The organism is Streptomyces sp. W1SF4, from assembly GCF_003950035.1.
Classification (GTDB): Bacteria; Actinomycetota; Actinomycetes; order Streptomycetales; family Streptomycetaceae; genus Streptomyces; species Streptomyces racemochromogenes.
Window position 1 is genome coordinate 5,360,609 of record NZ_CP034350.1, and the last position, 25,575, is coordinate 5,386,183.

Here is a 25,575-nt window from a genome sequence, read left to right on the forward strand (position 1 = left end):
GAAGGAGTGACCATGGTGGCGGGTGGAGCACCGGTACGGGCGGCGCGCAAGAACGCGCCCCCGCGCGAGGACGTACTCGCCGCGGCCATGGCCACGATCGCCGAGCGCGGCCTGGAGGGCCTGACCATGGCAGGCCTGGGCCGCCAGGTCGGCATGAGCAGCGGCCACCTCCTCTACTACTTCGGCAGCAAGGACGAGCTCCTGCTGCAGACCCTGGAGTGGAGCGAGGCGGCCCTGGGCAGTGAGCGGCGGGCCCTGCTGGCCCGCCGGGGCCCGGCGCGCGAGCGGGTACGGGCGTACGTGGACCTCTACGTGCCCGACGGCGCCCGGGACCCGCACTGGACCCTGTGGCTGGAGGTCTGGAACCGGTCCCAGAACGCGGGCCCCCAGGAACGCGAGCGGCAGGCCGCCATCGAGGGCGCCTGGCACCGCGACCTGGTCGCCCTGCTCGCCGAGGGCATCTCGCGCGGCGAGTTCCGCGCGGTGGACCCCGACCGCTTCGCGTCCAGGCTGCGGGCCCTGCTCGACGGGTTCAGCATCCAGGTCGCCGTGGGCCTGCCCGGCATAGGGCGCGAGGACATCCTGGAACACGTCGCGGAGTTCCTCGCCGAAACCCTCGCCCACTAGGCCGTGTCCTGGGGCTCCCGCCGGCGGCGGCCCGGCTGGCGGACGCCGGGTGCCCGCATGCTGAGACCGGCGTCCACCGGCGACGGGCCGTGTGACACACTGCGAGCGTGTCTGCTCAGCTCATGATTATGGACAGCAGCGCGCCGGTCCTCTGTGACCGCTGAAACCGTGGACGACCTCCGCGGCAGCGGCCACCGTGCCTCAGACCCGCGCGCAGACCTCTCGCACCCGCGAGGGGTCTTTTCGTTTCCAAGGGCAGAAACATGCCGGAAGCGGGCGGCGCGCGATGATGGGGGCAGTGGATCCCCGGTCTCCGGAACCACTCATCCGACAGGAGTCAGATCAGCATGACGACGACAGAGGCGACCCAGCCGACAGCGGCCCTCGACGACGCCTTCCACGTCTTCGACACCACCCTGCGCGACGGCGCCCAGCGTGAGGGCATCAACCTCACGGTCGCGGACAAGCTGACCATCGCGCGGCACCTGGACGAGTTCGGAGTCGGCTTCATCGAAGGCGGCTGGCCGGGGGCCAACCCCCGCGACACCGAGTTCTTCGCCCGCGCCCGGGCCGAGATCGACTTCAAGAACGCCCAGCTCGTCGCCTTCGGCGCCACCCGCCGGGCCGGCGGCCAAGCCGCCTCGGACCCGCAGGTGCGCGCCCTCCTGGAGTCCGGCGCGCCGGTCATCACCCTCGTCGCCAAGTCCCACGACCGGCACGTCGAACTCGCGCTGCGCACCACCTTGGACGAGAACCTGGAGATGGTCCGCGACACCGTCTCCCACCTCGTCGCCCAGGGCCGCCGCGTCTTCGTCGACTGCGAGCACTTCTTCGACGGCTACCGCGCCAACCCCGAGTACGCCAAGTCCGTCGTCCGCACCGCCCACGAGGCCGGCGCCGACGTCGTCATCCTCTGCGACACCAACGGCGGCATGCTCCCCGCCCAGATCACCGCCGTCGTCTCGACCGTGCTGGCCGACACCGGGGCCCGCCTCGGCATCCACGCCCAGGACGACACCGGCTGCGCCGTCGCCAACACCCTGGCCGCCGTCGACGCGGGTGCCACGCACGTCCAGTGCACCGCGAACGGCTACGGCGAGCGCGTCGGCAACGCCAACCTCTTCCCGGTCGTCGCCGCGCTGGAGATCAAGTACGGCCGCACGGTCCTCCCCGAGGGCGCGCTCGGCGAGATGACCCGCATCTCCCACGCCATCGCCGAGGTCGTCAACCTCACCCCCTCCACCCACCAGCCGTACGTCGGCGTCTCCGCCTTCGCGCACAAGGCGGGCCTGCACGCCTCGGCGATCAAGGTCGACCCGGACCTGTACCAGCACATCGACCCCGAGCGCGTCGGCAACACCATGCGCATGCTGGTCTCCGACATGGCCGGCCGGGCCTCCATCGAGCTCAAGGGCAAGGAACTCGGCGTCGACCTCGGCGGCGACCGCGCGCTGATCGCCCGCGTGGTCGAGCGGGTCAAGGAACGCGAGCTGGCGGGCTACACGTACGAGGCCGCCGACGCCTCCTTCGAGCTGCTGCTGCGCGCCGAGGCCGAGGGCCGGGCGCGCAAGTACTTCCGCGTGGAGTCCTGGCGGGCCATCGTCGAGGACCGCCCCGACGGCACCCACGCCAACGAGGCCACCGTCAAGCTGCGGGCCAAGGGCGAGCGGATCGTCGCCACGGCGGAGGGCAACGGCCCCGTCAACGCCCTCGACCGGGCCCTGCGGGTCGCGCTGGAACGCTTCTACCCCCAGCTGGCCAAGTTCGAGCTGGTGGACTACAAGGTCCGCATCCTGGAGGGCAAGCACGGCACGGAGTCCACGACCCGCGTCCTGATCGCCACGACGGACGGCACCCGCGAGTGGAACACGGTGGGCGTCGCCCCCAACGTCATCGCGGCCTCCTGGCAGGCCCTGGAGGACGCCTACACCTTCGGCCTCCTGCACGCGGGCGTGGAGCCGGCCGAGTAGTCCCGGCGGCGGTCAGCACGCGTCCGCGACGAGCTCGCGGAACTCCTTCGGCGACATGGCCCTGCCCCCTGCCCACACCTCGCCGGGCTCCAGCCCGGCGAGGTCGTCCGCGGTGAAGGAGACGCTTCCCGAGTAGTCGGCGGAGCCCGGCGGGTGGAAGCTCAGGCCGTACCTGCGGCCGGGCCTGAGGCTCCGCTCCGCGCCCCACTCGCGGACCGCCCAGGTGGCCGGCGGGGAGAAGAGGGGGAACGTGACCCGTCCCGCGGCCAGTGGGGAGCCGCCTGCCATCCAGCCGTCCTCGGAGGCCGCCGACGGAGCCGTCACGCCGGGCTGCGGCGTACCGGACGCCGGAGCGTCGTGGACAAAGAAGTCCGCGGCGGCGACGGCGTCGCCGCCGCACGGCACCATCGTCACCTGCGGCGTTCCGTCGGCACCGATGCCGACCGAGATCAGCGGCCGGTCGGCCGCCGAGCAGCCCGCCAGCAGCCCCGCTCCCGCAACCACCAGTGCCACCCCGCACCACACGCGCCGCATCGGCCCACCCCCTGGCGGCAGGCTACGCGGGCGGGCTCTGGCGGGAGCAGGGACGGTCTTATGTCCCGCTCACACGGGAAATGACCGGTTCGGGTAGCGTCGTCGGTATGAGGACCAGGCTGATATCCGTACGCATGGGATCGGCGCTGTCCGGTCTGCTGCTGGTGCTGGGCGTCGGAGCGCTCGGGGCCGCCCCGCAGGCGGCCGCCGCCGACGGGGGGACCGCCGCCGTGGCGGAGGCGCTCAAGAAGGGGCCCGTGTACGTGGACCCCGGGGCCGCGGCCCAGCTGTCGCCCGCCCAGGCCGACGCCCTCGCCGCCAAGATCAAGGCGGCCGGCAAGCCGCTGTTCGTCGCCGTGCTGCCCGCCACCCCCGCCTTCCCGGCCGACAGCGTGCTGCGCACGGTCCGCACCGGGACGGGGATCACCGGGGTCTACGCCATCCGGCTGGGCGACGGCTTCGACGCCGGGGCCGACCGGGTCGTCATGTCGAACAACGCCGTCCGCAACCTCACCGACGCGGTGAAGGCGGGCGGGGCGGTGGACGCCGCGACCCAGCTGAACAACTTCGTCGACCAGGCCCTCCCGCAGATGAAGGGCAAGGCCCCGGCCTCCTGGAGCGGGGCCTCCGAAGGCGGCGGCTCCTCGGCCGGGGCGATGATCGCGCTCGGCGCGGTGGCCCTGGCCGGCGGCGGCGGTGCGTACCTGCTGGTCAAGCGGAACCGGAAGAAGAAGGAAGAGGCCCGGCGGGAGGCCGTCGCCCGGCTGAGTGTGGTCGTGGACGAGGACATCACCGCCTTCGGCGAGGAACTCGAACGCCTCGACTTCCACCCCGGCGAGCCCGGCGCCGACGACGCCATGCGCGCGGACTACGAGAAGGGGCTGGACTCCTACGAGAAGGCCAAGCGGATCATGGCCTCGGTGCGGGAGCCGCACGAGGTGCAGGGGGTGACCCAGGCGCTGGAGGACGGCCGGTTCGCCCTGGCCAGTCTCGACGCCCGTCGTCAGGGCAGGCCGCTGCCCGAGCGCCGCGTGCCCTGCTTCTTCGACCCGCGCCACGGGCCGAGCACCGAGGACGCGGCCTGGGCCCCGCCCGCGGGGGCGGCCCGTACCGTGCCGGTCTGCGCGGCGGACGCCGTACGGCTGCGCGACGGGCTGGACCCGGCGGTGCGCACTGTGGACACGGAGCACGGCCGCCGGCCGTACTACGACGCCGGCCCGGCGTACGGCCCCTGGGCCGGCGGGTACTTCGGCGGCGGGATGCTGCCCGGCCTGCTGGTGGGCACGATGCTCGGTTCGATGATGGCCACCCCCGCGTACGCCTCGGACTTCGGCGGCGGGTACGGCGGCTACGACGGCGGCGGCTTCGAGGGCGGGGACGTCTCCGGCGCCGACTTCAACCCGTCCGACTTCGGGGGCGGGGACTTCGGCGGCGGTGGCGGCTTCGACGGGGGCGGCGGGTTCGACGGCGGGGGCGGCTGGTAGCCGCCCCCGGGGTTCCGCGCGGCCCGTGGTCGGTCCTGGTCAGGCCTGCTTGACCGCGGAGATGTCGAAGGTCAGCCTGACCTTGTCGCTGACCATCACGCCGCCGGCCTCCAGGGCCGCGTTCCAGGTCAGGCCCCAGTCGGAGCGCAGGATCTCGGCCGAGCCCTCGAAGCCCACGCGCTCGCTGCCGTAGACGTCCGTGGCGGTGCCGGCGAACTCCAGGTCGATGGCGAGCGGACGCGTCACGTCCTTGATCGTCAGGTCACCGGTGATGCGGTACTTGTCGCCGCCCAGCTGCTCCGCCGAGGTGGAGCGGAAGGTCATCAGGGGGTAGAGCTCGGCGTCGAAGAAGTCGCTGCCCAGCAGGTGGGCGTCGCGGTCGGCGATGCCGGTGCTGACCGAGGCGATCTGCACGTCGATGGAGGCGGTGGAGCGCGACGGGTCGCTGCCGTCCAGGTGGAGGGCGCCCTCGTGCTGCGCGAAGCTGCCGCGGACGTTGGTCACCATGGCGTGGCGGACGGTGAAGCCGATGCTGCTGTGCGCGGGGTCGATGGCGTAGTCGCCGGTGAGGGCGGCGAGGGCCGGGTCGACGGGGAGCGTGGCCACCGCGCCCTGCTGGGCGGGGGCGGCGGTCTGGCTGCGGCGGGAGAAGAGGCCCATGACTTCCTCCTGGGGAGTCCGTGGTTTGGTTCAACTTTCAACAAGAACGACGCTAGACCCATTCCGTTCAAATTTCAACTTCTTGGGTCGCGGTGACTCCGTTTTGTGGAACCCCCACAAAGGGGAGAGGGTCCTGCTGGGGGAGTCCATGCTTCCTTCGGAGGTTCTGTCCGGGCCGCACAGCGGACGGGGTCCGAGACTGTGTAGAACCAACGGAGGGTTTTGATGGCCACGCTCCGTAAGGTCGGTACATGACCGTTGTGGACCAGACCCCGAGCGAGCCGACGGACGCCCGCGGGCGCGTGGCCGAGCTGCACTCCCTCCGCGAGGAGGCCCGGCGCGGCCCCAGTGACCGCGCGACCGAGGCCCAGCACGCCAAGGGCAAGCTGACCGCGCGCGAGCGCATCGCGCTCCTGCTCGACGAAGGTTCCTTCAGGGAGGTCGAGCAGCTCCGCCGGCACCGGGCCACCGGCTTCGGCCTGGAGGCCAAGAAGCCCTACACCGACGGTGTCATCACCGGCTGGGGCACGGTCGAGGGCCGCACGGTCTTCGTCTACGCGCACGACTTCCGCATCTTCGGCGGCGCCCTGGGCGAGGCCCACGCCACGAAGATCCACAAGATCATGGACATGGCGATCGCCGCCGGTGCCCCGCTGGTCTCCCTCAACGACGGCGCCGGCGCCCGCATCCAGGAGGGCGTCTCCGCCCTCGCCGGCTACGGCGGCATCTTCCAGCGCAACACCAAGGCCTCGGGCGTCATCCCGCAGATCTCGGTGATGCTCGGCCCGTGCGCCGGCGGCGCCGCGTACTCCCCGGCCCTGACGGACTTCGTGTTCATGGTCCGGGACACCTCGCAGATGTTCATCACCGGCCCCGACGTCGTCCGCGCCGTCACCGGTGAGGAGATCACCCAGAACGGCCTCGGCGGCGCCGACGTGCACGCCGAGACCTCCGGCGTCGCGCACTTCGCGTACGACGACGAGGAGACCTGCATCGCCGAGGTCCGGTACCTCATCACGATGCTCCCCTCGAACAACCGCGAGAACCCGCCGGTCCACGAGAACACCGACCCCGCCGACCGGCGCTCGGACGTGCTCCTGGACCTGGTCCCCGCCGACGGCAACCGCCCGTACGACATGCTCAAGGTCATCGAGGAACTCGTCGACGACGGCGACGTCCTGGAAGTCCACGAGCGCTGGGCGCGCAACATCATCTGCGCCCTGGCCCGCCTGGACGGCCAGGTCGTCGGCATCGTCGCCAACCAGCCCGGCCACCTCGCCGGCGTCCTGGACATCCACGCGTCCGAGAAGGCCGCGCGCTTCGTCCAGATGTGCGACGCGTTCAACATCCCGATCGTCACCCTGCTGGACGTCCCGGGCTTCCTGCCCGGCGTCGACCAGGAGCACGGCGGCATCATCCGCCACGGCGCCAAGCTGCTGTACGCGTACTGCAACGCCACCGTGCCGCGGATCTCGCTGATCCTGCGCAAGGCCTACGGCGGCGCGTACATCGTCATGGACTCCCAGTCCATCGGCGCCGACCTCACCTACGCCTGGCCCACCAACGAGATCGCCGTCATGGGTGCCGAGGGCGCCGCCAACGTGATCTTCCGCAAGCAGATCGCGGACGCCGAGGACCCCGAGGCGATGCGCGCCCGGATGGTCAAGGAATACAAGGCCGAGCTGATGCACCCGTACTACGCGGCCGAGCGCGGCCTCGTGGACGACGTCATCGACCCCGCCGAGACCCGCGGGGTGCTCGTCAGCGCCCTCGCGATGCTCCGCACCAAGCACGCCGACCTGCCGTCTCGCAAGCACGGCAACCCGCCGCAGTAACGAGCGAAGGAGACCTGCCGACGATGAGCACCGCCACCGACACCCTGCTGAAGGTCGAGAAGGGCAACGCCGCCCCCGAGGAACTGGCCGCGATCACCGCGATCCTCCTCGCCCGCGCCGCCGCCACCCCGGAGGAGGCCGCCGCCACCCGCCGTTCCACGGCCGGCTGGCGCCGCCTGGAGCGCAGCCGGGGCTTCCAGGCCCCCCACAGCTGGCGCGGCTGAACAGCGCACGCACGAACGCCGGAAGGCCCCGCACCCCGAGGGTGCGGGGCCTTCCGCGTGCCCGTCCCCGGGGAGGCCGCGTCCCCGGGGACGGGCACGCGGAAGGCCCCCGTGTCCCGGACACGGGGGCCTTGCGCGGTGTTCCGCCCTGCTTACCGGAGCCGGGCCATGAGGGCGTGCTCGACGAGCGTGATGAGTGCGCTCTTGGCGTCCGCGCGGTGGCGGGCGTCGGTGGTGATGATGGGGGCGTCGGGGCCGATCTGGAGGGCCTCGCGCACTTCTTCGGGGGTGTAGGGCTGGTGTCCGTCGAAGCCGTTGAGGGCGATGACGAACGGCAGGCCGCTGTTCTCGAAGTAGTCGACGGCGGGGAAGCAGTCGGCGAGGCGGCGGGTGTCGACGAGGACGACGGCGCCGATGGCGCCGCGTACGAGGTCGTCCCACATGAACCAGAAGCGGTCCTGTCCGGGGGTACCGAAGAGGTACAGGATCAGGTCCTGGTCCAGGGTGATGCGGCCGAAGTCCATGGCGACCGTGGTGGTCGTCTTGTCACCGGTGTGGGTGAGGTCGTCGATACCCGCGGACGCGCTGGTCATGACGGCTTCGGTGCGCAGGGGGTTGATCTCGGAGACCGCGCCGACGAACGTGGTCTTGCCCACGCCGAAGCCGCCCGCCACCACGATCTTCGCGGAGGTGGTGGAGCGCGGAGCCGCTCCGCCGTTAGAGCTTGCGAAGTCCACTGAGCACCCTTTCGAGCAGTGTCACATCTGGCTGGCCGCCGGCAGACTCGTCGCCGCCGGGCTGGTGAATGGCGACAAGGCCCGCCTCCGCCAGGTCGGCGACGAGGATGCGGGCGACACCAAGAGGAATGGAGAGAAGTGCCGAGATCTCCGCGACGGATTTGATCTCCTGGCACAGGCGGCAGATGCGCTGGTGCTCGGGCAACTGCCCTTGCAGGCGCGCGGGGTCCGCCGTGGTACTGACCAGCGCCTCGATGGCGAGCTGGTAGCGCGGCCGGGTACGGCCGCCGGTCATCGCGTAGGGGCGCACCAGCGGGTTGTGCGCCTTCGGGGCCTGCGGCTGCGCGGCCCTGGGGGGCTGCTGCGGAAGCCGGTGGGGCGCCTGGGGCTGCTGGGGCTGGCCGTACGGCTGCTGGGCGTAGGGGTTGTGCTCCGGCACGGGCCGGCTGGGAGAGGAGGGGAAGTTGAAGCGGTTCTGGTCGTGCCCACCCTGCGGCTGCTGGCCGCCATAAGGATGTCCTCCGGGTGTTGTCACGTTTCCTCCTCCGACTCCAAGAACGCAGTACTCCCTGTGGAACCGCGCCACCGCACCCTACGGTGCGATGACGCGAAACGCACTGCCCGTTTGCTAGTTGAGAAGGCTTCCCTGCAGCTCCGCGCGGAGGTCCGGGGTGAGGACCGTGCCGGCGCGGTCGACGAGGAGGGCCATCTCGTAGCCCACGAGGCCGATGTCGCACTCGGGGTGCGCGAGCACCGCAAGCGAGGATCCGTCGGAGACGGACATCAGGAAGAGGAAACCGCGGTCCATCTCCACGACGGTCTGGTTGACGGCGCCGCCCTCGAAGATCCGGGAGGCACCGGCGGTCAGCGAGGTCAGGCCGGAGGCCACGGCCGCCAGCTGATCGGCGCGGTCGCGCGGGAATCCGTCGGACATCGCCAGCAGAAGGCCGTCGGCGGAGACCACCACCGTGTGGGACACCCCGGGGGTGTTGTCCACGAAGTTGGTGATCAACCAGTTCAGGTTCTGCGCCGCCTGGCTCATCGCGCTCACACTAACGCTCCTGGTCATAGCTGTTACTTGACTGCTCGGAACCCGCGCTGCGTCCCTGCTGGACACCGCGTCGCAGGTTGCTCAACCTGCCACGGACGTCCTCCGGGGCGCGGGAGACCTGGGGGCCTCCCTGCGGGGTCGTCTCCGCAGCGCCCTCGACCAGGTTGGCCTTGGGCACGCGCCGAGGGAGACCGGACGAGGTGACCCCGCCCGCCTTCGGCTCACGGAGCTTGCCGGCCTGCTGCCAGCGCTCGTCGTTCGTCGAGCGCCAGCCCGCGCCGGCTGCTGCCTCCTCCACATCCTGCTTCGGTTCGGCGGCCTGCTGCTGACGCTGCGGCCGCTGCTCGAAGAGGGATCCGGCGGACTCCGCTTCCTGCTGTGCCGGCTGCCACTGCTGCTGGCTGCCGCGTCGCGGCAGGCCCGCCCCGGTCAACTCGTGACCGGCGTCGGCAGCGGCGCCCGGACGGTCGAAGCCTACGCGGTCCAGGGCCGGTTCGGGAGCGGAGGGCGATTCCGAATCGGTCCCGTAATCCTGCTGGTAGGAGCCCGGGTAGGTGTTCTGCCCGGGCCACTCGGCCTGCTGGGACTGGTCCTCGTAGCCGCCGTCGTACGCCTGGGCGGGCTGCTGCCCGTCCTGGTAGCCGGCCTCCGGATACGAGTAGCCCTGCTCCGGGTACGCCTCGTAGGCACCCGGCTGCTGCTGGGCGTCGTACGGAGCCTCGTAGCCCTGCGCGGACTGCTGCTCGTAGCCCTGGTACTCCTGGTACCCGTGCTCCGGCTGCGGTTCCGGATAGTCCTGCGCCTCGGGACCGGGGTACTGCTCCTGGTCCTGAGCCTGCGGGAAGTTGAGCTGCGCCTCCAGCGCGGCCCGGCGCTCCTCGCGGCCCAGGGACCGCACGACCGGGTCCGCGGGCTTCGCGTCGCCGCCCTGGGCGCCCGGGGCGTCGTAGGCGGAGTCGTCGAAGCCGAGCTCGGCGGCCGTCCGCAGCGGGGCGGCCTGCTGGGCCTGCTGCTGCGGAATGATCGAGGAGACGGTGAAGTCGTCGTCCGGGATGCCCTCGCCACCGCCACCGTGGGTGATGGCGTCGGGGAGCATGACCAGCGAGGTCGTGCCGGCCGCCTCGCCCGAGGGGCGCAGCTGGACGCGGATGCTGTGGCGGTCCGCCAGCCGGCCGACCACGAACAGACCCATGCGCTGCGAGATCGCGGCGTCCACGGTCGGCGGGTTGGCCAGCTTGTGGTTGATGTCCGCGAAGTCCTCGGCGGTGAGGCCGATGCCCTTGTCGTGGATCTCGACCATCACGCGGCCGTCGGGCAGACGCGTGGCGGTGACGCGGACCTTGGTCTGCGGGGAGGAGAACGTGGTGGCGTTCTCCAGGAGCTCGGCGAGCAGGTGCACGAGGTCGGTCACGGCCTGGCCGTGGATCTCGGCCTCGGAGACGCCCGAGAGCTCGATGCGCTCGTACTGCTCCACCTCGGAGGAGGCGGCGCGCAGCACGTCGACGAGGGGCACCGGCTGGTCCCAGCGGCGGCCCGGGTTCTCACCCGCGAGGATGAGGAGGTTCTCGCCGTTGCGGCGCATACGGGTGGCCAGGTGGTCCAGGCGGAAGAGGTTCTCCAGCTGGTCCGGGTCGGCCTCGTTGTTCTCCAGGTCGGTGATGAGGGTCAGCTGGCCCTCGATCAGCGACTGGTTGCGCATGGAGAGGTTCGTGAAGATCGCGTTGACGTTGCCCCGCAGGAGCGCCTGCTCGGCGGCGAGCCGGACCGCTTCCCGGTGGACCTGGTCGAAGGCGCGGGCGACCTCGCCGATCTCGTCGCGGGAGGTGATCGGGATCGGCTCCACGCGGGTGTCGACCTTGCCCGGATCGGTCCGCGAGAGCTGGTCGACGAGCGCGGGCAGCCGCTGCTCGGCGATGTCGAAGGCGGAGCTGCGCAGACGGCGCATCGAGCGGCTCATCTGGCGGGCCATCATGGCGGCCAGGATGAAGGCGGCCAGCAGGGCCACGACCACGATGGCGCCGGTCAGGATGGCGTCGCCGCGCGACTCGTCGGAGACCGCGACGGCGTCCTTGACGGCCTTGTCGAGGAGTTCCTTCTCGATCTCGGCGTAGCCGTCGAACTTGGCGGTGGCGGCGGCCTGCCAGGCGGGGGCGGTGGTGCCGTTGAGGGCGAGCTTGGCGGGCTTCTCGCCGCCGGCTATCGCCTCGGTCATGCCGGTGAGGGCGGAGCCGTTCACCACGGGCGGAGCCTTGAAGACGGTGCCGGACTGCTCGGCGGCCTGCTTGGCCTGGGCGAGCTTGGCGGCACCCTCCTGGGACTTCTTGCCCATGACCTCCTTGAGCCGGTTGGTGTCCTCGTCGGTGCCGGCGGCGACGTACTCGCCGATGGCGATCTCTTCGAGGTAGGCGTAGGAGGAGAAGGCGACCAGCTGGGCCTTGCGGACTTCCTCGTTCTCGTTCGGGCGCACCAGCAGGTGCGTGCCGACGGAGCGCTGGAGCGAGTTCGCGGCCTTCGCCAGCTCGACCGCGTAGACCATGCGGCCGTAGCTGGTGACGTTTCCGGTGCCCAGGCCCAGTTCGTTGGAGAACTGCATGAGGTAGTGCTGGACCAGCACGTAGCCCTCTTCGGTCGGGATGGGGCCGGCCGAGGAGGGGAGGTTCTTCTTCTGGGTCTCCGGGACGGCGTAGGCCGTCTTGCGGACCTGCTCCAGCTTCGGCTCCTCCTGGCGGAAGAGTTCGAGGCGGCGCTCCAGGCCCTGCTTGGCCGGGAGGTCCTTCGCGGCCTGGGCGAACTTGGCCTTGGCCGCGTCCGTGGCCGCGTACGCCTTGGCCACCGCGGCGTTGTTGCGGTCGTTCTTGAGGAGGGGCTCGGCGGTGAGGTCGCGCTCGTTGAGGAGGGCCTGGCCGTATTCGGCCGCGGCCTGGACGATCCGCGCGGTCTTCTCGGCGTCCTTGGCCTCGTTCCAGCTGTCGACCGAGCCCTTCACCTGGAAGCCGCCCATGACCAGTCCGACGAGGACGGGAACCATGAGGATGGCGTTCAGCTTGGTGGCCACCCGCCAGTTGCGGGGGGCGAGCTTGCTGGTGCTTCCGCTGCTCGTGGATGGTTCCACGGGCACGTCGACGGGCGACATGGCCGCGCGCGGCGGCGGGGTGAAGTTGCCTCGCGCGGGTTCATCCGCGGGGCTCGACTTGCTTCGCCTCACTCGACCAACAACCTCTCGGCGGTGCTACTAGCTGGTTCGTTGAATTCCAGCACGGTTAAGCGCCGTGTTCCAAACAGTTGAATCCGGCCATTCCCAGAACCTTACGCCCCGCATAAAACGGATATAAAGAGCGAGCTGCGGCAAAAATGGGGCCCGTCGTGCGCGCAGCGGCACCGACCGAACGCACGCCGTGTCCGCCTGACGGCAATTCACTGTCGAAACGTTATGAACACGGGGGGCGGGCCGTGTTCGAGAACACAGCCCGCCCCCGGCGTATTGCCTTGTAATGCGTGCTACTTGAGCCGGGCCATGAGGGCGTGCTCGACGAGCGTGATGAGTGCGCTCTTGGCGTCCGCGCGGTGGCGGGCGTCGGTGGTGATGATGGGGGCGTCGGGGCCGATCTGGAGGGCCTCGCGCACTTCTTCGGGGGTGTAGGGCTGGTGTCCGTCGAAGCCGTTGAGGGCGATGACGAACGGGAGGCCCGAGTTCTCGAAGTAGTCGACGGCGGGGAAGCAGTCGGCGAGGCGGCGGGTGTCGACGAGGACGACGGCGCCGATGGCGCCGCGTACGAGGTCGTCCCACATGAACCAGAAGCGGTCCTGTCCGGGGGTACCGAAGAGGTACAGGATCAGGTCCTGGTCCAGGGTGATGCGGCCGAAGTCCATGGCGACCGTGGTGGTCTTCTTGTCGCCGGTGTGCGTGAGGTCGTCGATGCCCGCGCTCGCGGACGTCATCACGGCCTCGGTTCTCAGCGGGTTGATCTCGGAGACGGCGCCGACGAACGTGGTCTTGCCCACGCCGAAGCCGCCCGCCACCACGATCTTCGCGGAGGTGGTGGAGCGAGGAGCCGCCCCACCGTCAGAGCTTGCGAAGTCCACTGAGAACCCTCTCGAGCAGCGTTACATCCGGCGTTCCGCCGGCCTCTCCATTGCCCGGCTGGTGGATGGCCACCATGCCGGCTTCCGCCAGGTCGGCGACGAGGATGCGGGCGACGCCGAGAGGCATCGAAAGCAGTGCGGAGACCTCCGCGACCGACTTCACCTCGCGGCACAGGGTGCAGATGCGCTGGTGTTCCGGCAGCAGGCCGGACAGGTGCATCGGGTCGGCCGTCGTGCTGACCAGCGCCTCGATGGCGAGCTGGTAGCGCGGACGGGTCCGGCCGCCGGTCATCGCGTACGGGCGGACGAGCGGCTGATCGCCTTCCGAGTACGAATCTCCGTACGCGTCGGGGTAGGCGGGGGGCGGGGTCATTGATCCTCCGGGCTGGACAGCAGTGGTCAGCGTGCCGTCTGACAGGGCGGCCGGTGGGGGGACATGACGGCCTGTCGGGGGTACTGGATTCCGGGTGTGCGGACCCGGTTCCCCGGCCGGAAGTACCGTCCGGCCGGGGAGGGGGGTGTCAGATGAGCAGGCTTCCCTGGAGCTCCGCGCGCAGGTCCGGGGTGAGGACGTTGCCGGCGCGGTCAACGAGGAGGGCCATCTCGTAGCCGACGAGGCCGATGTCGCATTCGGGGTGCGCGAGCACGGCCAGCGAGGATCCGTCGGAGACGGACATCAGGAAGAGGAACCCACGGTCCATCTCCACGACGGTCTGGTTGACGGCGCCGCCCTCGAAGATCCGGGAAGCCCCGGCGGTCAGCGAGGTCAGGCCGGAGGCCACGGCCGCCAGCTGGTCGGCGCGGTCACGGGGGAATCCTTCGGACATCGCCAGAAGGAGTCCGTCGGCGGAGACCACCACGGTGTGGGACACCCCGGGGGTGTTGTCCACGAAGTTGGTGATCAACCAGTTCAGGTTCTGTGCCGCCTGGCTCATCGAACTCAACTATCGCTCCTGCTGGTAAGTGGGGTCGATGTGGTAACTGCCGGTCGCGGGGCCGGTGGTGCCGGCCTGGCGGCCCTGCTGGATACCGCGACGGAGGTTGGTGAGACGGCCGCGGACGTCGTCCGGGGCGCGCGAGACCTGCGGGCCGGCCTGGGTGTCCGACTGCTGCTGCGCGGTACCCGCCACGAGGTTCGCACGCGGCACCCGGCGCGGCAGACCCGAGGTGGTGATACCGCCGGCGGCGGGCTGGCGCACGCGCTCGGCCTGCCGCATCAGCTCGTCGTTCGGGGACGCCTTCCAGCTGACCGTCGGCGTGCTGCCGGTGACCGCCGGAGCGGGCTCGGCGGGGAGCTCCTGGCCGCGCTGCGGCAGCGGCTGGTGCGGAGCCGCGGCGACCGGGGCACCCTGCTGGGGCTGGTGCGGCTGCTGGGGGACGGCCAGTCCCTGCCCGGCGGACTGCTGCCCGCCCTGGTGGGACCAGTGCGAGTCCAGCGGCTGCGCCGGAGCCGGCGGCAGGGCCTCCGGCTGGTACGCCTGCGGGAGGCGCGGGGCCTCGGCGCGCGGGGCCGGAGCCGGAGCGTAACCACCGGGCTGCTGGGCCTGCTGCTGCTCCGCGTAGCCGCCGACACCGGGGCCGCCCGGGCGGGCGAACTGTCCGGTGGAGGACGGGTCCAGCGGGCCCGCCTGCTGCGGCCGCTCGAACTGGCCGGTGCTGCCGCCCTGCGGGTACGGGGCGTTGAAGTCGGGGCGGGCGAACTCGGCCGTGGAGCCGGGGCCCGACAGCTCGTCGTGGCCGCGCGGGACCTCGTGGCCGCCCTGGGCCGCGGCGCCCCAGCTGGTGCCCTGCGGGGCCGGGGCCGGAGTGGGAACCGGAGCCGCCGGACCGCCCGCGTGCGGGAGCTCCGGACGGGAGCCGCCGCCGTCGCGCGCCGGCAGCTGCGGCCGCCTGCGCTTGACCGGGGCACCCGGCTGCTGCTGGGGCCGGCCCTGCTGGGGCTGCTGCCCCTGGCCCGGGCCCTGCGGCGGCTGGGGACGCTCGAAGCCGTTGCCCTGCTGCGCGAACCCGCCCTGGGCACCGCCCTGCTGCGGGAAGCCGCCGGGACCGCCGGGACCGCCGGCCGGCCGCGCCTGCGGGCCGCCGGACTGACCGCGGGCCGGCAGCGGAGCACCGCCGCCGAAGGCACCCTGGCCCTGGGACTGGCCCGTCGGGGCGGAGGGACCGCCCTGCGGACGGGGACCCTGGCCCTGCGGGCGCTGCTGCTGGCCGGGGCCGCCGTCACGGCCCGGCAGGGCCGTGCGCTGGCCGCCGCCGGCGACCTGGCCGCGCTGCTGGCCGGCGCCCACGGGGGGACGCGCGCCCGCACCGGGCATGGAGGCCTGCTGGCCGCCGGGGGCACCCGGACCGCCGGGACCGCCGGGACCGCCGGGACCGCCCGGCGCGCCGCCGGGACCGCCCTGACCGCCCTGGCCCGGCATCGGACCCGGCTTCTTGCCGCCCTGGGCGACGTCCACCGGAAGCATGACGAGGGCCGTCGTACCGCCCGAGTCGGAGGGGCGCAGCTGGATGCGGATGCCGTGTCGCAGGGACAGGCGGCCGACCACGAACAGACCCATTCGACGGGACACCGAGACGTCCACGGTGGGCGGCGAGGCGAGCCGCTCGTTGATCGCGGCGAGGTCCTCGGGGGAGAGGCCGATGCCGGTGTCGTGGATCTCGACGAGCACGCGGCCGTCGGGCAGCGCGTGACCGGTGACCTTGACCTTGGTCTGCGGGGAGGAGAACGAGGTGGCGTTCTCCAGCAGCTCGGCGAGGAGGTGTACGAGGTCGTTGACGACGCGGCCGGCGACATCGGTGCCGGGCACCGCCGCCAGCTCGATGCGCTCGTACTGCTCCACCTCGGACGCGGCGGCACGGAGCACGTCGACGAGCGGGACGGGGCGGGTCCACCGGCGGCCCGGCTCCTCGCCCGCGAGGACGAGGAGGTTTTCGCCGTTACGGCGCATGCGGGTCGCGAGGTGGTCGAGCTTGAAGAGCGAGGAGAGCTGGTCCGGGTCGGCCTCGCGCGACTCCAGTTCGGAGATGAGCGACAGCTGGCGCTGGATGAGGCCCTGGGAGCGGCGCGAGAGGTTGGTGAACATCGCGTTGACGTTGCCCCGGAGGAGGGCCTGCTCGGCGGCGAGGCGGACGGCCTCGCGGTGCACGTCGTCGAAGGCCGCGGCCACCTGGCCGATCTCGTCGCGGGTGTGCAGGCCGACGGACTCCACGGAGGTGTCCACGTCCTGCGGGTCCGACTCGGAGAGCTGCTTGACGAGCTCGGGCAGGCGGTCCTGGGCGACGCGCGTCGCGGTGTCCTGCAGGCGGCGCAGCGAGCGGATCATGGACCGGGCCATGACGAAGGCGCCGATGAGCGAGACACCGAGGACGAGGAGGATCAGGGCACCGTTGATGATGGCGTCCTGCTGCGACTCGCTCTTGAGCTCGCGGGCCTTCTGCTCCATGTCCTCCAGCAGCGTGAGCTCGATCTGCTGCATCGCGCGGAGCTTGGTGTCGTCGGCGTCGTACCAGTCCATCCAGGAGCGGTTCTTCTCCTTGACGAACTGTCCCTGGGTGCTCAGCACGCGGCGGGCGTAGTGGTCGGCGGTGCCGATCTCGGAGTTGCCGTCGCCGAGGGAGCTGAGGAGCTCCTCGGGCTTGCCCTGGTAGACGAGCTCGAAGGTCTTCTTCGACTGGCTCTCGCCGCGGAGCGCGGAGAGGGCGTAGAGGCGGTCGTTCTCCTCCAGCTTGCCCTGCTTCTCGCTGCTCTCGGGGAGCGAGGCGGCGATGATCGCGCGCTGGATGGACGCGTACTCCTTGGCGGAGGAGAACGCCGCCAGGGCGCGGGTGCGCTTGATCATCTCGGGGTTCGAGGTGGCCTGGGCCATGTCCTGCGAGAGCGAGAGCAGCGAGACGATCAGCGCGTTGTACTCGGTGACGGTCTGCTGGGCGCCGTTCTGGTACGCCTTCTTGCGGATGTCCTCGATGCCGGTGAGCTGGCGGCCGATCTGGAGGATGTTGTTGCGGATCGACTTGAGGGTCTCGTCCTTGTCCTGCGCGTTGTCGACCTTGTCGGTCGCGGCGGCGAAGGCCTTGGCGGCGGCGTCGGTCTGGTCGCGGACACCCTCGACGAGGCTGTTGGCCTTGCCGTCCTTGGTGATCGACATCGGACCGGCCGACTTGTCCCGCTCCTCCTGGAGCATGGCGGCGAGGCTGGTCGCCTGGCGCGTCATCACCGTCAGCAGCTGCATGTGCTCCAGCTGCTGGATGTCCTCGAGCGAGTCGTTGATACGGAAGCCACCGAGGGAGGTGGCGGCGACGACGGGCAGGGTCAGCAGCGACACGAGTCGCGTGCTGATGCGCCAGTTCTGCATGGCGAGACGGGAGCCGGGCCCGGGCGGGGCCTTCGGTATCGCCTCGTCGGTCGCGGGTGACTCGGCCGTGCCCTTGGCCCTGCCCGGCTTGACGGCCTTGCCGGGCTTCCCGGCCTTGCCGGACCTGCCGCGGCCCTTCGCCTTCACCGAGGAGGTGTCGGGGCCGGCTCCTTCGGCAGCCGGCCCGCGGTTCTGGGCGTGCTGGGGTGAGGAGCCACGGTCGATCCCGCCGCGCGGCTCCTGCTCCGCCGCAGCGCTGCCATCCCTCTTGAATCGTCCCTGCACTAGCGTCGCAACCTCTGGACCAGGCGCCCCGCCGGGTGAACGGCGGAACGGTGTCGAGTCGTGGGGCACTGACGGCCCCATGGTGGTCGTCGGTGACCGGCGCGTCTCCCTCTCCATTGCCGCCGCGCGCGGCGCTCTCTTGCGCCACCTGCGCGCCGGCTGATACCCGCGGCGGTCCCGCGAATTCCAGCACAGTGGGGGATCTCCAACAAGGTGCGCGTGTCGCCCCGGCGGGGCGGTCACGGCTCGTGGCGGGAGGGCTACGCGCCGTGGAGGCACTATGGGGAGGAATCGGACTTACGTCAACCAAAGCTTCGGTTCGGCAAGGTGTCCCAGTCGAGATGATCAGGAGCGGAATGGCGCATTCAGTGGCGCAATGTCCGTTTCCGCAGGCCCAATTGACCGCCTGTTATGCCCGTATTGCCCGGTCGCTGGTGAGGAAACTCACACGACTGTGGCCATTACTTACCGGTTCAGACGGGGATTCGGATGTTTAGCCTTGCCTGTTAAAGGGTTGGCGCCACATCCGGCGCATCCGACAACCCTCATCCCACGAAGCGACCCGAGGGCCCGAAACTCCGATGAAGACGACGATGATGTTCCGCAACATAGCCAACCCCCGCCGCACCACCCTCGCGCACCTGAAGGACGCCGAGGAGCTGCAGGTGGCGCCGGCCACTCCGGAGCACTCCGTCGACCTGCCGGCGCAGACCGCGAACCCCCGCCGCACCGTCCTCATGAACGCCCCGGTCGCCGCGGCACAGTAGTCCCTCCGCAGTAGTGGCTCCGTAAAGGAGCGCGAGGCGCCGCCGCCCACCGCGTTAGCCTGGAGTACGCAGACTCCAGCCAGCGGAAATACAGAGGGGCAGACGCAACACGTGCGCATCGCCAGGTTCTCGATCGACGGCAATGTCGCGTTCGGCGCGGTCGAGGGCAGCACTGCCCCCGGCGCCGAAGGTGAGCTCGTCCTCGACATCATCAAGGGCATCCCGTTCGCGGACTTCGAGCTCTCCGGCACGAAGGTGCCGCTGAGCAAGGTCCGGCTGCTGCCGCCCGTGCTCCCGAACAAGGTCGTGGCCATCGGCCGCAACTACGCGGAGCACGCGGCGGAGCTCGGGAACCAGGTCCCGGACGCCCCGATCACCTTCTTCAAGCCCTCCACCTCCGTGGTCGGCCCGGGCGACCCGATCGTCTACCCCTCCTTCTCCCAGGAGGTGCACCACGAGGCGGAGCTCGCCGTGGTGATCGGACGCATGTGCCGCGAGGTCCCGAAGGAGCGCGTGAAGGACGTCATCCTCGGCTACACCTGCGCCAACGACGTCACCGCCCGTGACGTCCAGCAGCGCGAGAAGCAGTGGGCCCGGGCCAAGGGCTTCGACAGTTCCTGCCCGCTCGGCCCCTGGATCGAGACCGACCTGGACCCGGGCGACCTGACCGTCCAGTGCACCGTCAACGGCGAACAGCGCCAGCTCGGCCGCACCAGCGACATGGTCCGCTCCATCGAGGACCTGATCGTGCACATCAGCGAGGCCATGACACTGCTCCCGGGCGACGTCATCCTCACGGGGACCCCGGCCGGAGTCGGCCCCCTCAACGTCGGCGACGAGGTCGCCGTCACCATCGAAGGCATCGGCACTCTCACCAACAAGGTGATCAAGCGTGGCTAACGCGACCGTCCGCGTACGTTTCTGTCCCTCCCCGACCGGCAACCCCCACGTGGGCCTGGTCCGCACCGCCCTCTTCAACTGGGCGTTCGCCCGCCACCACGGCGGTACGTTCGTCTTCCGCATCGAGGACACCGACGCGGCGCGCGACTCCGAGGAGTCGTACGAGCAGCTCCTCGACTCGCTGAAGTGGCTCGGCTTCACATGGGACGAGGGCCCCGAGGTCGGCGGCCCGCACGCCCCGTACCGCCAGTCCCAGCGCATGGACATCTACAAGGACGTCGCGCAGAGGCTCCAGGACGGCGGCTACGCCTACCCCTGCTACTGCACCACCGAGGAGCTCGACGCCCGCCGCGACGCCGCCCGCGCGGCCGGCAAGCCCTCCGGCTACGACGGCCAGTGCCGCGACCTCACCGACGAGCAGAAGAGCGCGTACGAGGCCGAGGGCCGCACCTCGATCGTCCGCTTCCGGATGCCCGACGAGACCATCACCTTCACGGACCTGGTCCGCGGCGAGCTCTCCTTCACCCCGGAGAACGTGCCGGACTTCGGCATCGTCCGCGCGAACGGCGCCCCGCTGTACACGCTCGTCAATCCGGTCGACGACGCGCTGATGGAGATCACGCACGTCCTGCGCGGCGAGGACCTGCTGTCCTCCACCCCCCGCCAGATCGCCCTCTACAAGGCGCTGACCGACCTGGGCGTCGCGAAGGCCACCCCGCGGTTCGGCCACCTGCCGTACGTGATGGGCGAGGGCAACAAGAAGCTCTCCAAGCGCGACCCCGAGTCCTCGCTCAACCTCTACCGCGAGCGCGGCTTCCTGCCCGAGGGCCTGCTGAACTACCTCTCGCTCCTCGGCTGGTCCTTCTCCAAGGACCAGGACATCTTCTCGATCGAGGAGATGGTGGCGAAGTTCGACATCGACGGCGTCAACGCCAACCCGGCCCGCTTCGACCTCAAGAAGGCCGAGGCGATCAACGCCGACCACATCCGCCGGATGGACCCCAAGGCCTTCGCGGACGCCTGCGAGCCGTGGCTGCGCGCCCCGCACGCCAACTGGGCGCCCGAGGACTTCGACGCCGAGGCCTGGGCCCGGATCGCGCCGCACGCCCAGACCCGTGTGACCGTCCTCTCGGACATCACCGCGAACGTGGACTTCCTCTTCCTGAAGGAGCCCGTCGAGGACCAGGCGTCCTGGGACAAGGCCATGAAGGGCGAGCCCGCGGCCCTGCTGACCACGGCGCGGGAGAACCTCGCCGCCGCCGACTGGTCGGACCCGGAGTCCCTCAAGCAGGCCGTCCTGACGGCCGGCGAGGCCCACGGCCTCAAGCTCGGCAAGGCCCAGGCCCCGGTCCGCGTGGCCGTCACCGGCCGCACCGTCGGCCTGCCGCTCTTCGAGTCCCTGGAGATCCTGGGCAAGGAGCGCTCGCTGGCGCGCATCGACGCGGCCCTGGCGAAGCTCTCCGCCTGACCCGCACCACCCCGTGGGGGCGGCAGCCGACCCGGCTGCCGCCCCCACGGCGTTCCGGGCCCCCGGCCGTACCGTGAGCCGGCCCACGCGGACTTCGCCGAGGACCCCGCGCGGGACCCGCCGGCGGCGTAGGCTCGCCCGTATGCCGATCCGCGCAGTGCTGTGGGACATCGACGACACCCTGTTCGACTACACGGGGGCCGATGCGGCCGGCCTCGCCGCCCACCTGCGCGACGAGGGGCTCGGGGAGCGCTACGGATCCCCGCACGAGGCCCTGGCCCTCTGGCGCAGGATCACCGAGCTGAACTGGGCCCGCTTCGCCGCCGGCGAGGTCACCTTCCAGGGCCAGCGGCAGGACAGGGTGCGGGACTTCCTCGGCCGGCCGGCCATGGCGTCGTCCCAGGCCGACGCCTGGTTCGACCGCTACGTGGAGCACTACCAGGCCGCCTGGGCACTCTTCCCGGACGTCCTGCCCGCCCTGGACGCCCTCGCCGGCACCCACCGGCACGGGGTCCTCTCCAACTCCTCCGCCGCCAACCAGGACCCCAAGCTGCGCCACCTCGGCCTGCGCGACCGCTTCGAGGTGCTGGTCTGCGCCGCCGAGCTGGGGGTGAGCAAGCCCGACGCCGCCGCCTTCCTGGCCGCCTGCGAGGCGCTCGCGCTGCCACCGGCCCAGGTCGCGTACGTGGGGGACCAGCCGGAGATCGACGCGCGCGGCGCGCGGGACGCCGGGCTGACGGCCGTCTGGCTCGACCGGCAGGGCGGCAGGGGGCCCGGTCCCTCGGGCGTACACAGGATCGAGGGGCTCGAGCGGCTGCCCGAGGTGCTGGCCGTGGATACCCGTTTTGGAGCACGGTCAGGCATCCGGTAATGTTCTTTCTGCGCCGGGGAACGGGCCGAAAGGGCCGGAAACCACAGGCGCCAACCAAACGAAAGGCCCCCAGGGGCTTGAAGTTCGGTGGGCTATAGTGTAATTGGCAACACGAGGGTTTCTGGTTCCCTTATTCTAGGTTCGAGTCCTGGTAGCCCAGCGCAGTGCAGTAGTAACGCAGTGCTTTGCCCCCGTTGTGTAGCGGCCTAGCACGCCGCCCTCTCAAGGCGGTAGCGCCGGTTCGAATCCGGTCGGGGGTACAGATCCTTCCCGCGGGATCTCCAGGGTCGCTCCCGGAGATCTTGATGCAGGATCGCTAGGGCCCCCGTTGTGTAGCGGCCTAGCACGCCGCCCTCTCAAGGCGGTAGCGCCGGTTCGAATCCGGTCGGGGGTACCAAGGTCTGGCAGGTCTAGACCATTGGGCTATAGTGTAATTGGCAACACGAGGGTTTCTGGTTCCCTTATTCTAGGTTCGAGTCCTGGTAGCCCAGCGCAGTACCGCAGTAAAGCTAGCCCCCGTTGTGTAGCGGCCTAGCACGCCGCCCTCTCAAGGCGGTAGCGCCGGTTCGAATCCGGTCGGGGGTACGAGAGGAGAGGCCCTCCGCGATCATCGCGGAGGGCCTCTTCCGTATGTCCGGGGCCGGGTCCGGCCGGCTGGTGTCGGGGTGCAAGTGCGGGCCCGGAGGCGCGAGTTCGGACGTGTGCGGCGTCGTACGCGCCCCCGGGCCCGGGGGTGTGGTGGAGCAGGGCGGGATCAGCCGGAGCGGCGCAGGGCCTCCGTCAGACGGGCGGCCGCGTCTATGACGGCCTGGGCGTGCATGCGCCCCGGGTGGCGGGTCAGGCGCTCGATCGGCCCGGAGACCGACACGGAGGCCACCACGCGGTTCGAGGGGCCCCGTACGGGCGCCGAGACGGACGCCACGCCGGGCTCCCGCTCGCCGATCGACTGGGCCCAGCCGCGGCGGCGTACGCCGGACAGGGCCGTGGCCGTGAAGCGCGCGCCCTGCAGGCCGCGGTGGAGCCGCTCGGGCTCCTCCCAGGCCATCAGGATCTGCGCGGCCGAGCCCGCCTTCATCGGGAGCGTGGAGCCCACCGGGACGGTGTCCCGCAGGCCCGACAGCCGCTCGGCGGCCGCCACGCAGATGCGCATGTCTCCCTGACGGCGGTAGAGCTGCGCGCTCTCGCCCGTCACGTCACGGAGGTGCGTGAGCACCGGTCCGGCCGTCGCCAGCAGGCGGTCCTCGCCGGCCGCGGCGGCAAGCTCTGCCAGCCGCGGGCCGAGGATGAACCGGCCCTGCATGTCCCTGGCCACCATCCGGTGGTGTTCCAGTGCCACGGCCAGTCGGTGTGCCGTGGGTCGTGCGAGCCCTGTCGCCGCGACCAGCCCGGCGAGGGTGGCCGGACCGGACTCCAGTGCGCTCAATACCAGAGCTGCCTTGTCGAGAACGCCGACGCCGCTAGAGTTGTCCATGAAACGATATTCACGTCTCACACTGTGAAACGCAAGTTCAAATTTTCCAAGAACGAGCGAGTCTGTATGTGCGGGTCCACGAACCACTGGGTCCGAGCCGTCGTTCCGCGGGTGGGGTAGCGGGCGATCAGGCGCACCACATCTCTACATAAGCGCCGGCCCGACCGGCCGGCCGGAGGGAAAGCGATGGGTAGGACACTCGCGGAGAAGGTCTGGGACGACCACGTCGTCCGGCGCGCCGAGGGCGAGCCCGATCTCCTCTTCATTGATCTCCACCTGCTGCACGAGGTGACCAGCCCGCAGGCCTTCGAAGGTCTGCGTCAGGCCGGCCGCAAGGTCCGCCGCCTGGACCTCACCATCGCGACCGAGGACCACAACACCCCCACCCTCGACATCGACAAGCCGATCGCCGACCCCGTCTCCCGGGCCCAGCTGGAGACGCTGCGCAAGAACTGCGCCGAGTTCGGTGTCCGCCTGCACTCGCTGGGTGACGTCGAGCAGGGTGTCGTCCACGTCGTGGGTCCCCAGCTGGGCCTGACCCAGCCGGGCACCACCGTGGTCTGCGGCGACTCGCACACGTCCACGCACGGCGCCTTCGGCGCGCTGGCCTTCGGCATCGGCACCAGCCAGGTCGAGCACGTGCTGGCCACCCAGACGCTGCCGCTGGCCCGCCCGAAGACGATGGCCATCACCGTCACCGGCGAGCTGGCCGAGGGCGTCACCGCCAAGGACCTGATCCTGGCGATCATCGCCAGGATCGGCACCGGCGGCGGTCAGGGCTACGTCCTGGAGTACCGCGGCGAGGCCGTCGAGAAGCTCTCGATGGAAGCCCGCATGACCATCTGCAACATGTCGATCGAGGCCGGCGCCCGCGCGGGCATGATCGCCCCCGACCAGACCACCTTCGACTACCTGGAGGGCCGCGACCACGCCCCCAAGGGCGAGGACTGGGACGCGGCGGTCGCCTACTGGAAGACGCTGCGCACCGACGACGACGCCGTCTTCGACGCCGAGGTCGTCATCGACGGCGCCTCGCTGTCCCCGTTCGTCACCTGGGGCACCAACCCGGGCCAGGGCGCGCCGCTGTCGGCCAGCGTCCCCGACCCGGCTTCGTACGAGGACGCTTCGGAGCGCCTGGCCGCCGAAAAGGCCCTGGAGTACATGGGGTTGACGGCCGGACAGCCGCTGCGCGAGATCAAGGTCGACACCGTCTTCGTAGGTTCCTGCACCAACGGCCGCATCGAGGACCTGCGCGCCGTCGCCGGCATCATCGAGGGCCGCAAAGTCGCCGACGGCGTACGGATGCTGGTCGTTCCGGGCTCGGTCCGGGTCGCCCTGCAGGCCGTGGAGGAGGGTCTGGACAAGGTCTTCAAGGAGGCCGGCGCCGAATGGCGGCACGCGGGCTGCTCGATGTGCCTGGGCATGAACCCCGACCAACTGGCCCCCGGTGAGCGTTCCGCGTCCACCTCCAACCGCAACTTCGAGGGCCGGCAGGGCAAGGGCGGGCGCACCCACCTGGTCTCCCCGCAGGTGGCCGCCGCCACCGCGGTACTGGGCCATCTGGCCTCGCCCGCCGACCTGTCCGCCGCCGACGCGACCGCCGGAGTCTGAACCATGGAAGCCTTCACCACCCACACCGGCCGGGCCGTTCCGCTGCGCCGCAGCAACGTCGACACCGACCAGATCATCCCGGCCCACTGGCTGAAGAAGATCACCCGCGACGGGTTCGAGGACGGGCTCTTCGAGGCCTGGCGCAAGGACCCGCAGTTCGTCACCAACCGCCCCGAGCGGGCCGGCGCGACCGTCCTGGTCGCCGGTCCCGACTTCGGCACCGGCTCCTCGCGCGAACACGCCGTCTGGGCCCTGCAGAACTTCGGCTTCAAGACGGTCATCTCCTCCCGCTTCGCCGACATCTTCCGCGGCAACTCGCTGAAGAACGGTCTGCTGACCGTCGTCCTGCCGCAGGAGACCGTCGACCGGCTGTGGGAGCTGACCGAGGCCGACCCCACCGCCGAGGTCACCGTCGACCTGGTCGACCGCAAGGTCCGAGCCGAGGGGATCGAGGCGGAGTTCGAGCTCGACGACAACGCCCGCTGGCGTCTGCTGGAGGGCCTGGACGACATCTCCCTCACCCTTCAGAACGAAGCCGACATCGACGCGTACGAAAGCGGCCGCCCGGCCTTCAAGCCGAGCACCATTCAGCACTGATTCCTGCCTGATCAGCGCTTATTCACCCTCGGGTGATCACATCGACAA

At 70.9% G+C, this 25,575-nt stretch carries 22 protein-coding genes and 5 tRNA genes; 16 read left to right on the top strand and 11 right to left on the bottom strand.

Features of this window, described 5'->3' with window-relative positions:
• Positions 1–12: 12 nt before the first annotated feature.
• Positions 13–627: a TetR/AcrR family transcriptional regulator gene (locus D1J60_RS25105; RefSeq protein WP_125603915.1), complete on the top strand. Its 615-nt coding sequence runs from the start codon at positions 13–15 to the stop codon at positions 625–627.
• Positions 628–974: 347 nt separating this feature from the next.
• On the top strand, positions 975–2,597 hold the full coding sequence (gene cimA, locus D1J60_RS25115) for a citramalate synthase (RefSeq protein WP_125603916.1): 1,623 nt from the start codon (positions 975–977) through the stop codon (positions 2,595–2,597).
• Positions 2,598–2,609: 12 nt separating this feature from the next.
• Here the strand turns inward: cimA and D1J60_RS25120 are convergent, their stop codons facing one another.
• Positions 2,610–3,131, bottom strand: a complete 522-nt coding sequence (locus D1J60_RS25120) for a hypothetical protein (protein ID WP_125822613.1) — start codon at positions 3,129–3,131, stop codon at positions 2,610–2,612.
• Between the two features lie 107 nt (positions 3,132–3,238).
• Between D1J60_RS25120 and D1J60_RS25125 the strand changes: the two genes are divergently transcribed.
• On the top strand, positions 3,239–4,615 hold the full coding sequence (locus D1J60_RS25125) for a hypothetical protein (protein WP_125822614.1): 1,377 nt from the start codon (positions 3,239–3,241) through the stop codon (positions 4,613–4,615).
• Between the two features lie 39 nt (positions 4,616–4,654).
• Here D1J60_RS25125 and D1J60_RS25130 read toward each other — a convergent pair whose 3' ends face one another.
• Complete coding sequence (locus tag D1J60_RS25130; RefSeq protein WP_125822615.1) at positions 4,655–5,275, bottom strand: YceI family protein; 621 nt, start codon at positions 5,273–5,275, stop codon at positions 4,655–4,657.
• Between the two features lie 251 nt (positions 5,276–5,526).
• Between D1J60_RS25130 and D1J60_RS25135 the strand changes: the two genes are divergently transcribed.
• Entirely contained in the window at positions 5,527–7,110 is a 1,584-nt protein-coding gene (locus tag D1J60_RS25135; RefSeq protein WP_125594563.1) for an acyl-CoA carboxylase subunit beta, read from the top strand.
• Between the two features lie 23 nt (positions 7,111–7,133).
• Positions 7,134–7,334, top strand: a complete 201-nt coding sequence (locus D1J60_RS25140; protein ID WP_125594564.1) for an acyl-CoA carboxylase subunit epsilon — start codon at positions 7,134–7,136, stop codon at positions 7,332–7,334.
• Positions 7,335–7,486: 152 nt separating this feature from the next.
• Here the strand turns inward: D1J60_RS25140 and D1J60_RS25145 are convergent, their stop codons facing one another.
• The 8 genes from D1J60_RS25145 to D1J60_RS25180 all read right to left on the bottom strand — a co-directional run bounded on the left by D1J60_RS25145 (position 7,487) and on the right by D1J60_RS25180 (position 17,842).
• Positions 7,487–8,071 carry an ATP/GTP-binding protein gene (locus D1J60_RS25145; RefSeq protein ID WP_007266770.1) on the bottom strand — a complete coding sequence of 195 codons (585 nt, stop codon included), beginning with the start codon at positions 8,069–8,071 and terminating at the stop codon, positions 7,487–7,489.
• Positions 8,052–8,606, bottom strand: coding sequence for a DUF742 domain-containing protein (locus tag D1J60_RS25150; protein WP_125594565.1), 555 nt, complete (start codon positions 8,604–8,606; stop codon positions 8,052–8,054). The genes D1J60_RS25145 and D1J60_RS25150 overlap by 20 nt, the downstream gene beginning before the upstream one ends.
• Positions 8,607–8,699: 93 nt before the next feature.
• The gene (locus tag D1J60_RS25155) at positions 8,700–9,113 is read right to left on the bottom strand and encodes a roadblock/LC7 domain-containing protein (RefSeq protein ID WP_007266772.1); all 414 of its coding nucleotides are present in this window, start codon (positions 9,111–9,113) and stop codon (positions 8,700–8,702) included.
• A gap of 10 nt (positions 9,114–9,123) precedes the next feature.
• Positions 9,124–12,327 (bottom strand): nitrate- and nitrite sensing domain-containing protein, encoded by a 3,204-nt coding sequence (locus D1J60_RS25160; protein ID WP_125822616.1) that lies wholly within the window; start codon positions 12,325–12,327, stop codon positions 9,124–9,126.
• 293 nt (positions 12,328–12,620) lie between these two features.
• Complete coding sequence (locus tag D1J60_RS25165; RefSeq protein WP_007266774.1) at positions 12,621–13,205, bottom strand: ATP/GTP-binding protein; 585 nt, start codon at positions 13,203–13,205, stop codon at positions 12,621–12,623.
• Positions 13,186–13,578 carry a DUF742 domain-containing protein gene (locus tag D1J60_RS25170; protein ID WP_007266775.1) on the bottom strand — a complete coding sequence of 131 codons (393 nt, stop codon included), beginning with the start codon at positions 13,576–13,578 and terminating at the stop codon, positions 13,186–13,188. The genes D1J60_RS25165 and D1J60_RS25170 overlap by 20 nt, the downstream gene beginning before the upstream one ends.
• 148 nt (positions 13,579–13,726) lie before the next feature.
• Positions 13,727–14,140 carry a roadblock/LC7 domain-containing protein gene (locus tag D1J60_RS25175; RefSeq protein ID WP_007266776.1) on the bottom strand — a complete coding sequence of 138 codons (414 nt, stop codon included), beginning with the start codon at positions 14,138–14,140 and terminating at the stop codon, positions 13,727–13,729.
• 9 nt (positions 14,141–14,149) lie between these two features.
• The gene (locus D1J60_RS25180; protein WP_125822617.1) at positions 14,150–17,842 is read right to left on the bottom strand and encodes a nitrate- and nitrite sensing domain-containing protein; all 3,693 of its coding nucleotides are present in this window, start codon (positions 17,840–17,842) and stop codon (positions 14,150–14,152) included.
• A 581-nt stretch (positions 17,843–18,423) separates the two neighbouring features.
• Here D1J60_RS25180 and D1J60_RS25185 point away from each other — a divergent pair.
• The 9 genes from D1J60_RS25185 to D1J60_RS25225 all read left to right on the top strand — a co-directional run bounded on the left by D1J60_RS25185 (position 18,424) and on the right by D1J60_RS25225 (position 22,433).
• A complete protein-coding gene (locus tag D1J60_RS25185) occupies positions 18,424–18,609 on the top strand; it encodes a hypothetical protein (RefSeq protein ID WP_125594569.1) in 186 nt (61 codons plus the stop codon).
• A gap of 111 nt (positions 18,610–18,720) precedes the next feature.
• On the top strand, positions 18,721–19,509 hold the full coding sequence (locus D1J60_RS25190; RefSeq protein WP_125594570.1) for a fumarylacetoacetate hydrolase family protein: 789 nt from the start codon (positions 18,721–18,723) through the stop codon (positions 19,507–19,509).
• A complete protein-coding gene (gene gltX, locus D1J60_RS25195; RefSeq protein WP_125822618.1) occupies positions 19,502–20,977 on the top strand; it encodes a glutamate--tRNA ligase in 1,476 nt (491 codons plus the stop codon). The genes D1J60_RS25190 and gltX overlap by 8 nt, the downstream gene beginning before the upstream one ends.
• A 142-nt stretch (positions 20,978–21,119) precedes the next feature.
• Positions 21,120–21,848 (top strand): HAD family hydrolase, encoded by a 729-nt coding sequence (locus D1J60_RS25200; protein ID WP_125822619.1) that lies wholly within the window; start codon positions 21,120–21,122, stop codon positions 21,846–21,848.
• Between the two features lie 88 nt (positions 21,849–21,936).
• Positions 21,937–22,008 (top strand) — tRNA-Gln (locus tag D1J60_RS25205).
• 27 nt (positions 22,009–22,035) lie between these two features.
• Positions 22,036–22,108, top strand: a tRNA-Glu gene (locus D1J60_RS25210).
• 61 nt (positions 22,109–22,169) lie between these two features.
• Positions 22,170–22,245 (top strand) — tRNA-Glu (locus tag D1J60_RS25215).
• A 22-nt stretch (positions 22,246–22,267) separates the two neighbouring features.
• A tRNA-Gln gene (locus tag D1J60_RS25220) sits at positions 22,268–22,339 on the top strand.
• A gap of 21 nt (positions 22,340–22,360) precedes the next feature.
• A tRNA-Glu gene (locus D1J60_RS25225) sits at positions 22,361–22,433 on the top strand.
• Between the two features lie 169 nt (positions 22,434–22,602).
• On the opposite strand, the gene ndgR is transcribed toward D1J60_RS25225, so the two are convergent.
• Positions 22,603–23,319 carry an IclR family transcriptional regulator NdgR gene (gene ndgR / locus D1J60_RS25230; RefSeq protein ID WP_007266782.1) on the bottom strand — a complete coding sequence of 239 codons (717 nt, stop codon included), beginning with the start codon at positions 23,317–23,319 and terminating at the stop codon, positions 22,603–22,605.
• Between the two features lie 186 nt (positions 23,320–23,505).
• Here ndgR and leuC point away from each other — a divergent pair, with 186 nt between their 5' ends.
• Positions 23,506–24,930, top strand: a complete 1,425-nt coding sequence (leuC, locus tag D1J60_RS25235) for a 3-isopropylmalate dehydratase large subunit (RefSeq protein WP_125822620.1) — start codon at positions 23,506–23,508, stop codon at positions 24,928–24,930.
• Positions 24,931–24,933: 3 nt separating this feature from the next.
• Positions 24,934–25,527: a 3-isopropylmalate dehydratase small subunit gene (gene leuD / locus D1J60_RS25240; RefSeq protein ID WP_125822621.1), complete on the top strand. Its 594-nt coding sequence runs from the start codon at positions 24,934–24,936 to the stop codon at positions 25,525–25,527.
• Positions 25,528–25,575: the final 48 nt, after the last annotated feature.

What these genes read in the sequence shown, in the direction of transcription:
- D1J60_RS25105 (WP_125603915.1), top strand. Translation starts at nt 13, where the DNA reads ATGGTGGCGGGTGGAGCACCGGTACGGGCGGCGCGCAAGAACGCGCCC.
- cimA (WP_125603916.1), top strand. Translation starts at nt 975, where the DNA reads ATGACGACGACAGAGGCGACCCAGCCGACAGCGGCCCTCGACGACGCC.
- D1J60_RS25120 (WP_125822613.1), bottom strand. Translation starts at nt 3,131, where the DNA reads ATGCGGCGCGTGTGGTGCGGGGTGGCACTGGTGGTTGCGGGAGCGGGG.
- D1J60_RS25125 (WP_125822614.1), top strand. Translation starts at nt 3,239, where the DNA reads ATGAGGACCAGGCTGATATCCGTACGCATGGGATCGGCGCTGTCCGGT.
- D1J60_RS25130 (WP_125822615.1), bottom strand. Translation starts at nt 5,275, where the DNA reads ATGGGCCTCTTCTCCCGCCGCAGCCAGACCGCCGCCCCCGCCCAGCAG.
- D1J60_RS25135 (WP_125594563.1), top strand. Translation starts at nt 5,527, where the DNA reads ATGACCGTTGTGGACCAGACCCCGAGCGAGCCGACGGACGCCCGCGGG.
- D1J60_RS25140 (WP_125594564.1), top strand. Translation starts at nt 7,134, where the DNA reads ATGAGCACCGCCACCGACACCCTGCTGAAGGTCGAGAAGGGCAACGCC.
- D1J60_RS25155 (WP_007266772.1), bottom strand. Translation starts at nt 9,113, where the DNA reads ATGAGCCAGGCGGCGCAGAACCTGAACTGGTTGATCACCAACTTCGTG.
- D1J60_RS25170 (WP_007266775.1), bottom strand. Translation starts at nt 13,578, where the DNA reads ATGACCCCGCCCCCCGCCTACCCCGACGCGTACGGAGATTCGTACTCG.
- D1J60_RS25175 (WP_007266776.1), bottom strand. Translation starts at nt 14,140, where the DNA reads ATGAGCCAGGCGGCACAGAACCTGAACTGGTTGATCACCAACTTCGTG.
- D1J60_RS25185 (WP_125594569.1), top strand. Translation starts at nt 18,424, where the DNA reads ATGAAGACGACGATGATGTTCCGCAACATAGCCAACCCCCGCCGCACC.
- D1J60_RS25200 (WP_125822619.1), top strand. Translation starts at nt 21,120, where the DNA reads ATGCCGATCCGCGCAGTGCTGTGGGACATCGACGACACCCTGTTCGAC.
- ndgR (WP_007266782.1), bottom strand. Translation starts at nt 23,319, where the DNA reads ATGGACAACTCTAGCGGCGTCGGCGTTCTCGACAAGGCAGCTCTGGTA.
- leuC (WP_125822620.1), top strand. Translation starts at nt 23,506, where the DNA reads ATGGGTAGGACACTCGCGGAGAAGGTCTGGGACGACCACGTCGTCCGG.
- leuD (WP_125822621.1), top strand. Translation starts at nt 24,934, where the DNA reads ATGGAAGCCTTCACCACCCACACCGGCCGGGCCGTTCCGCTGCGCCGC.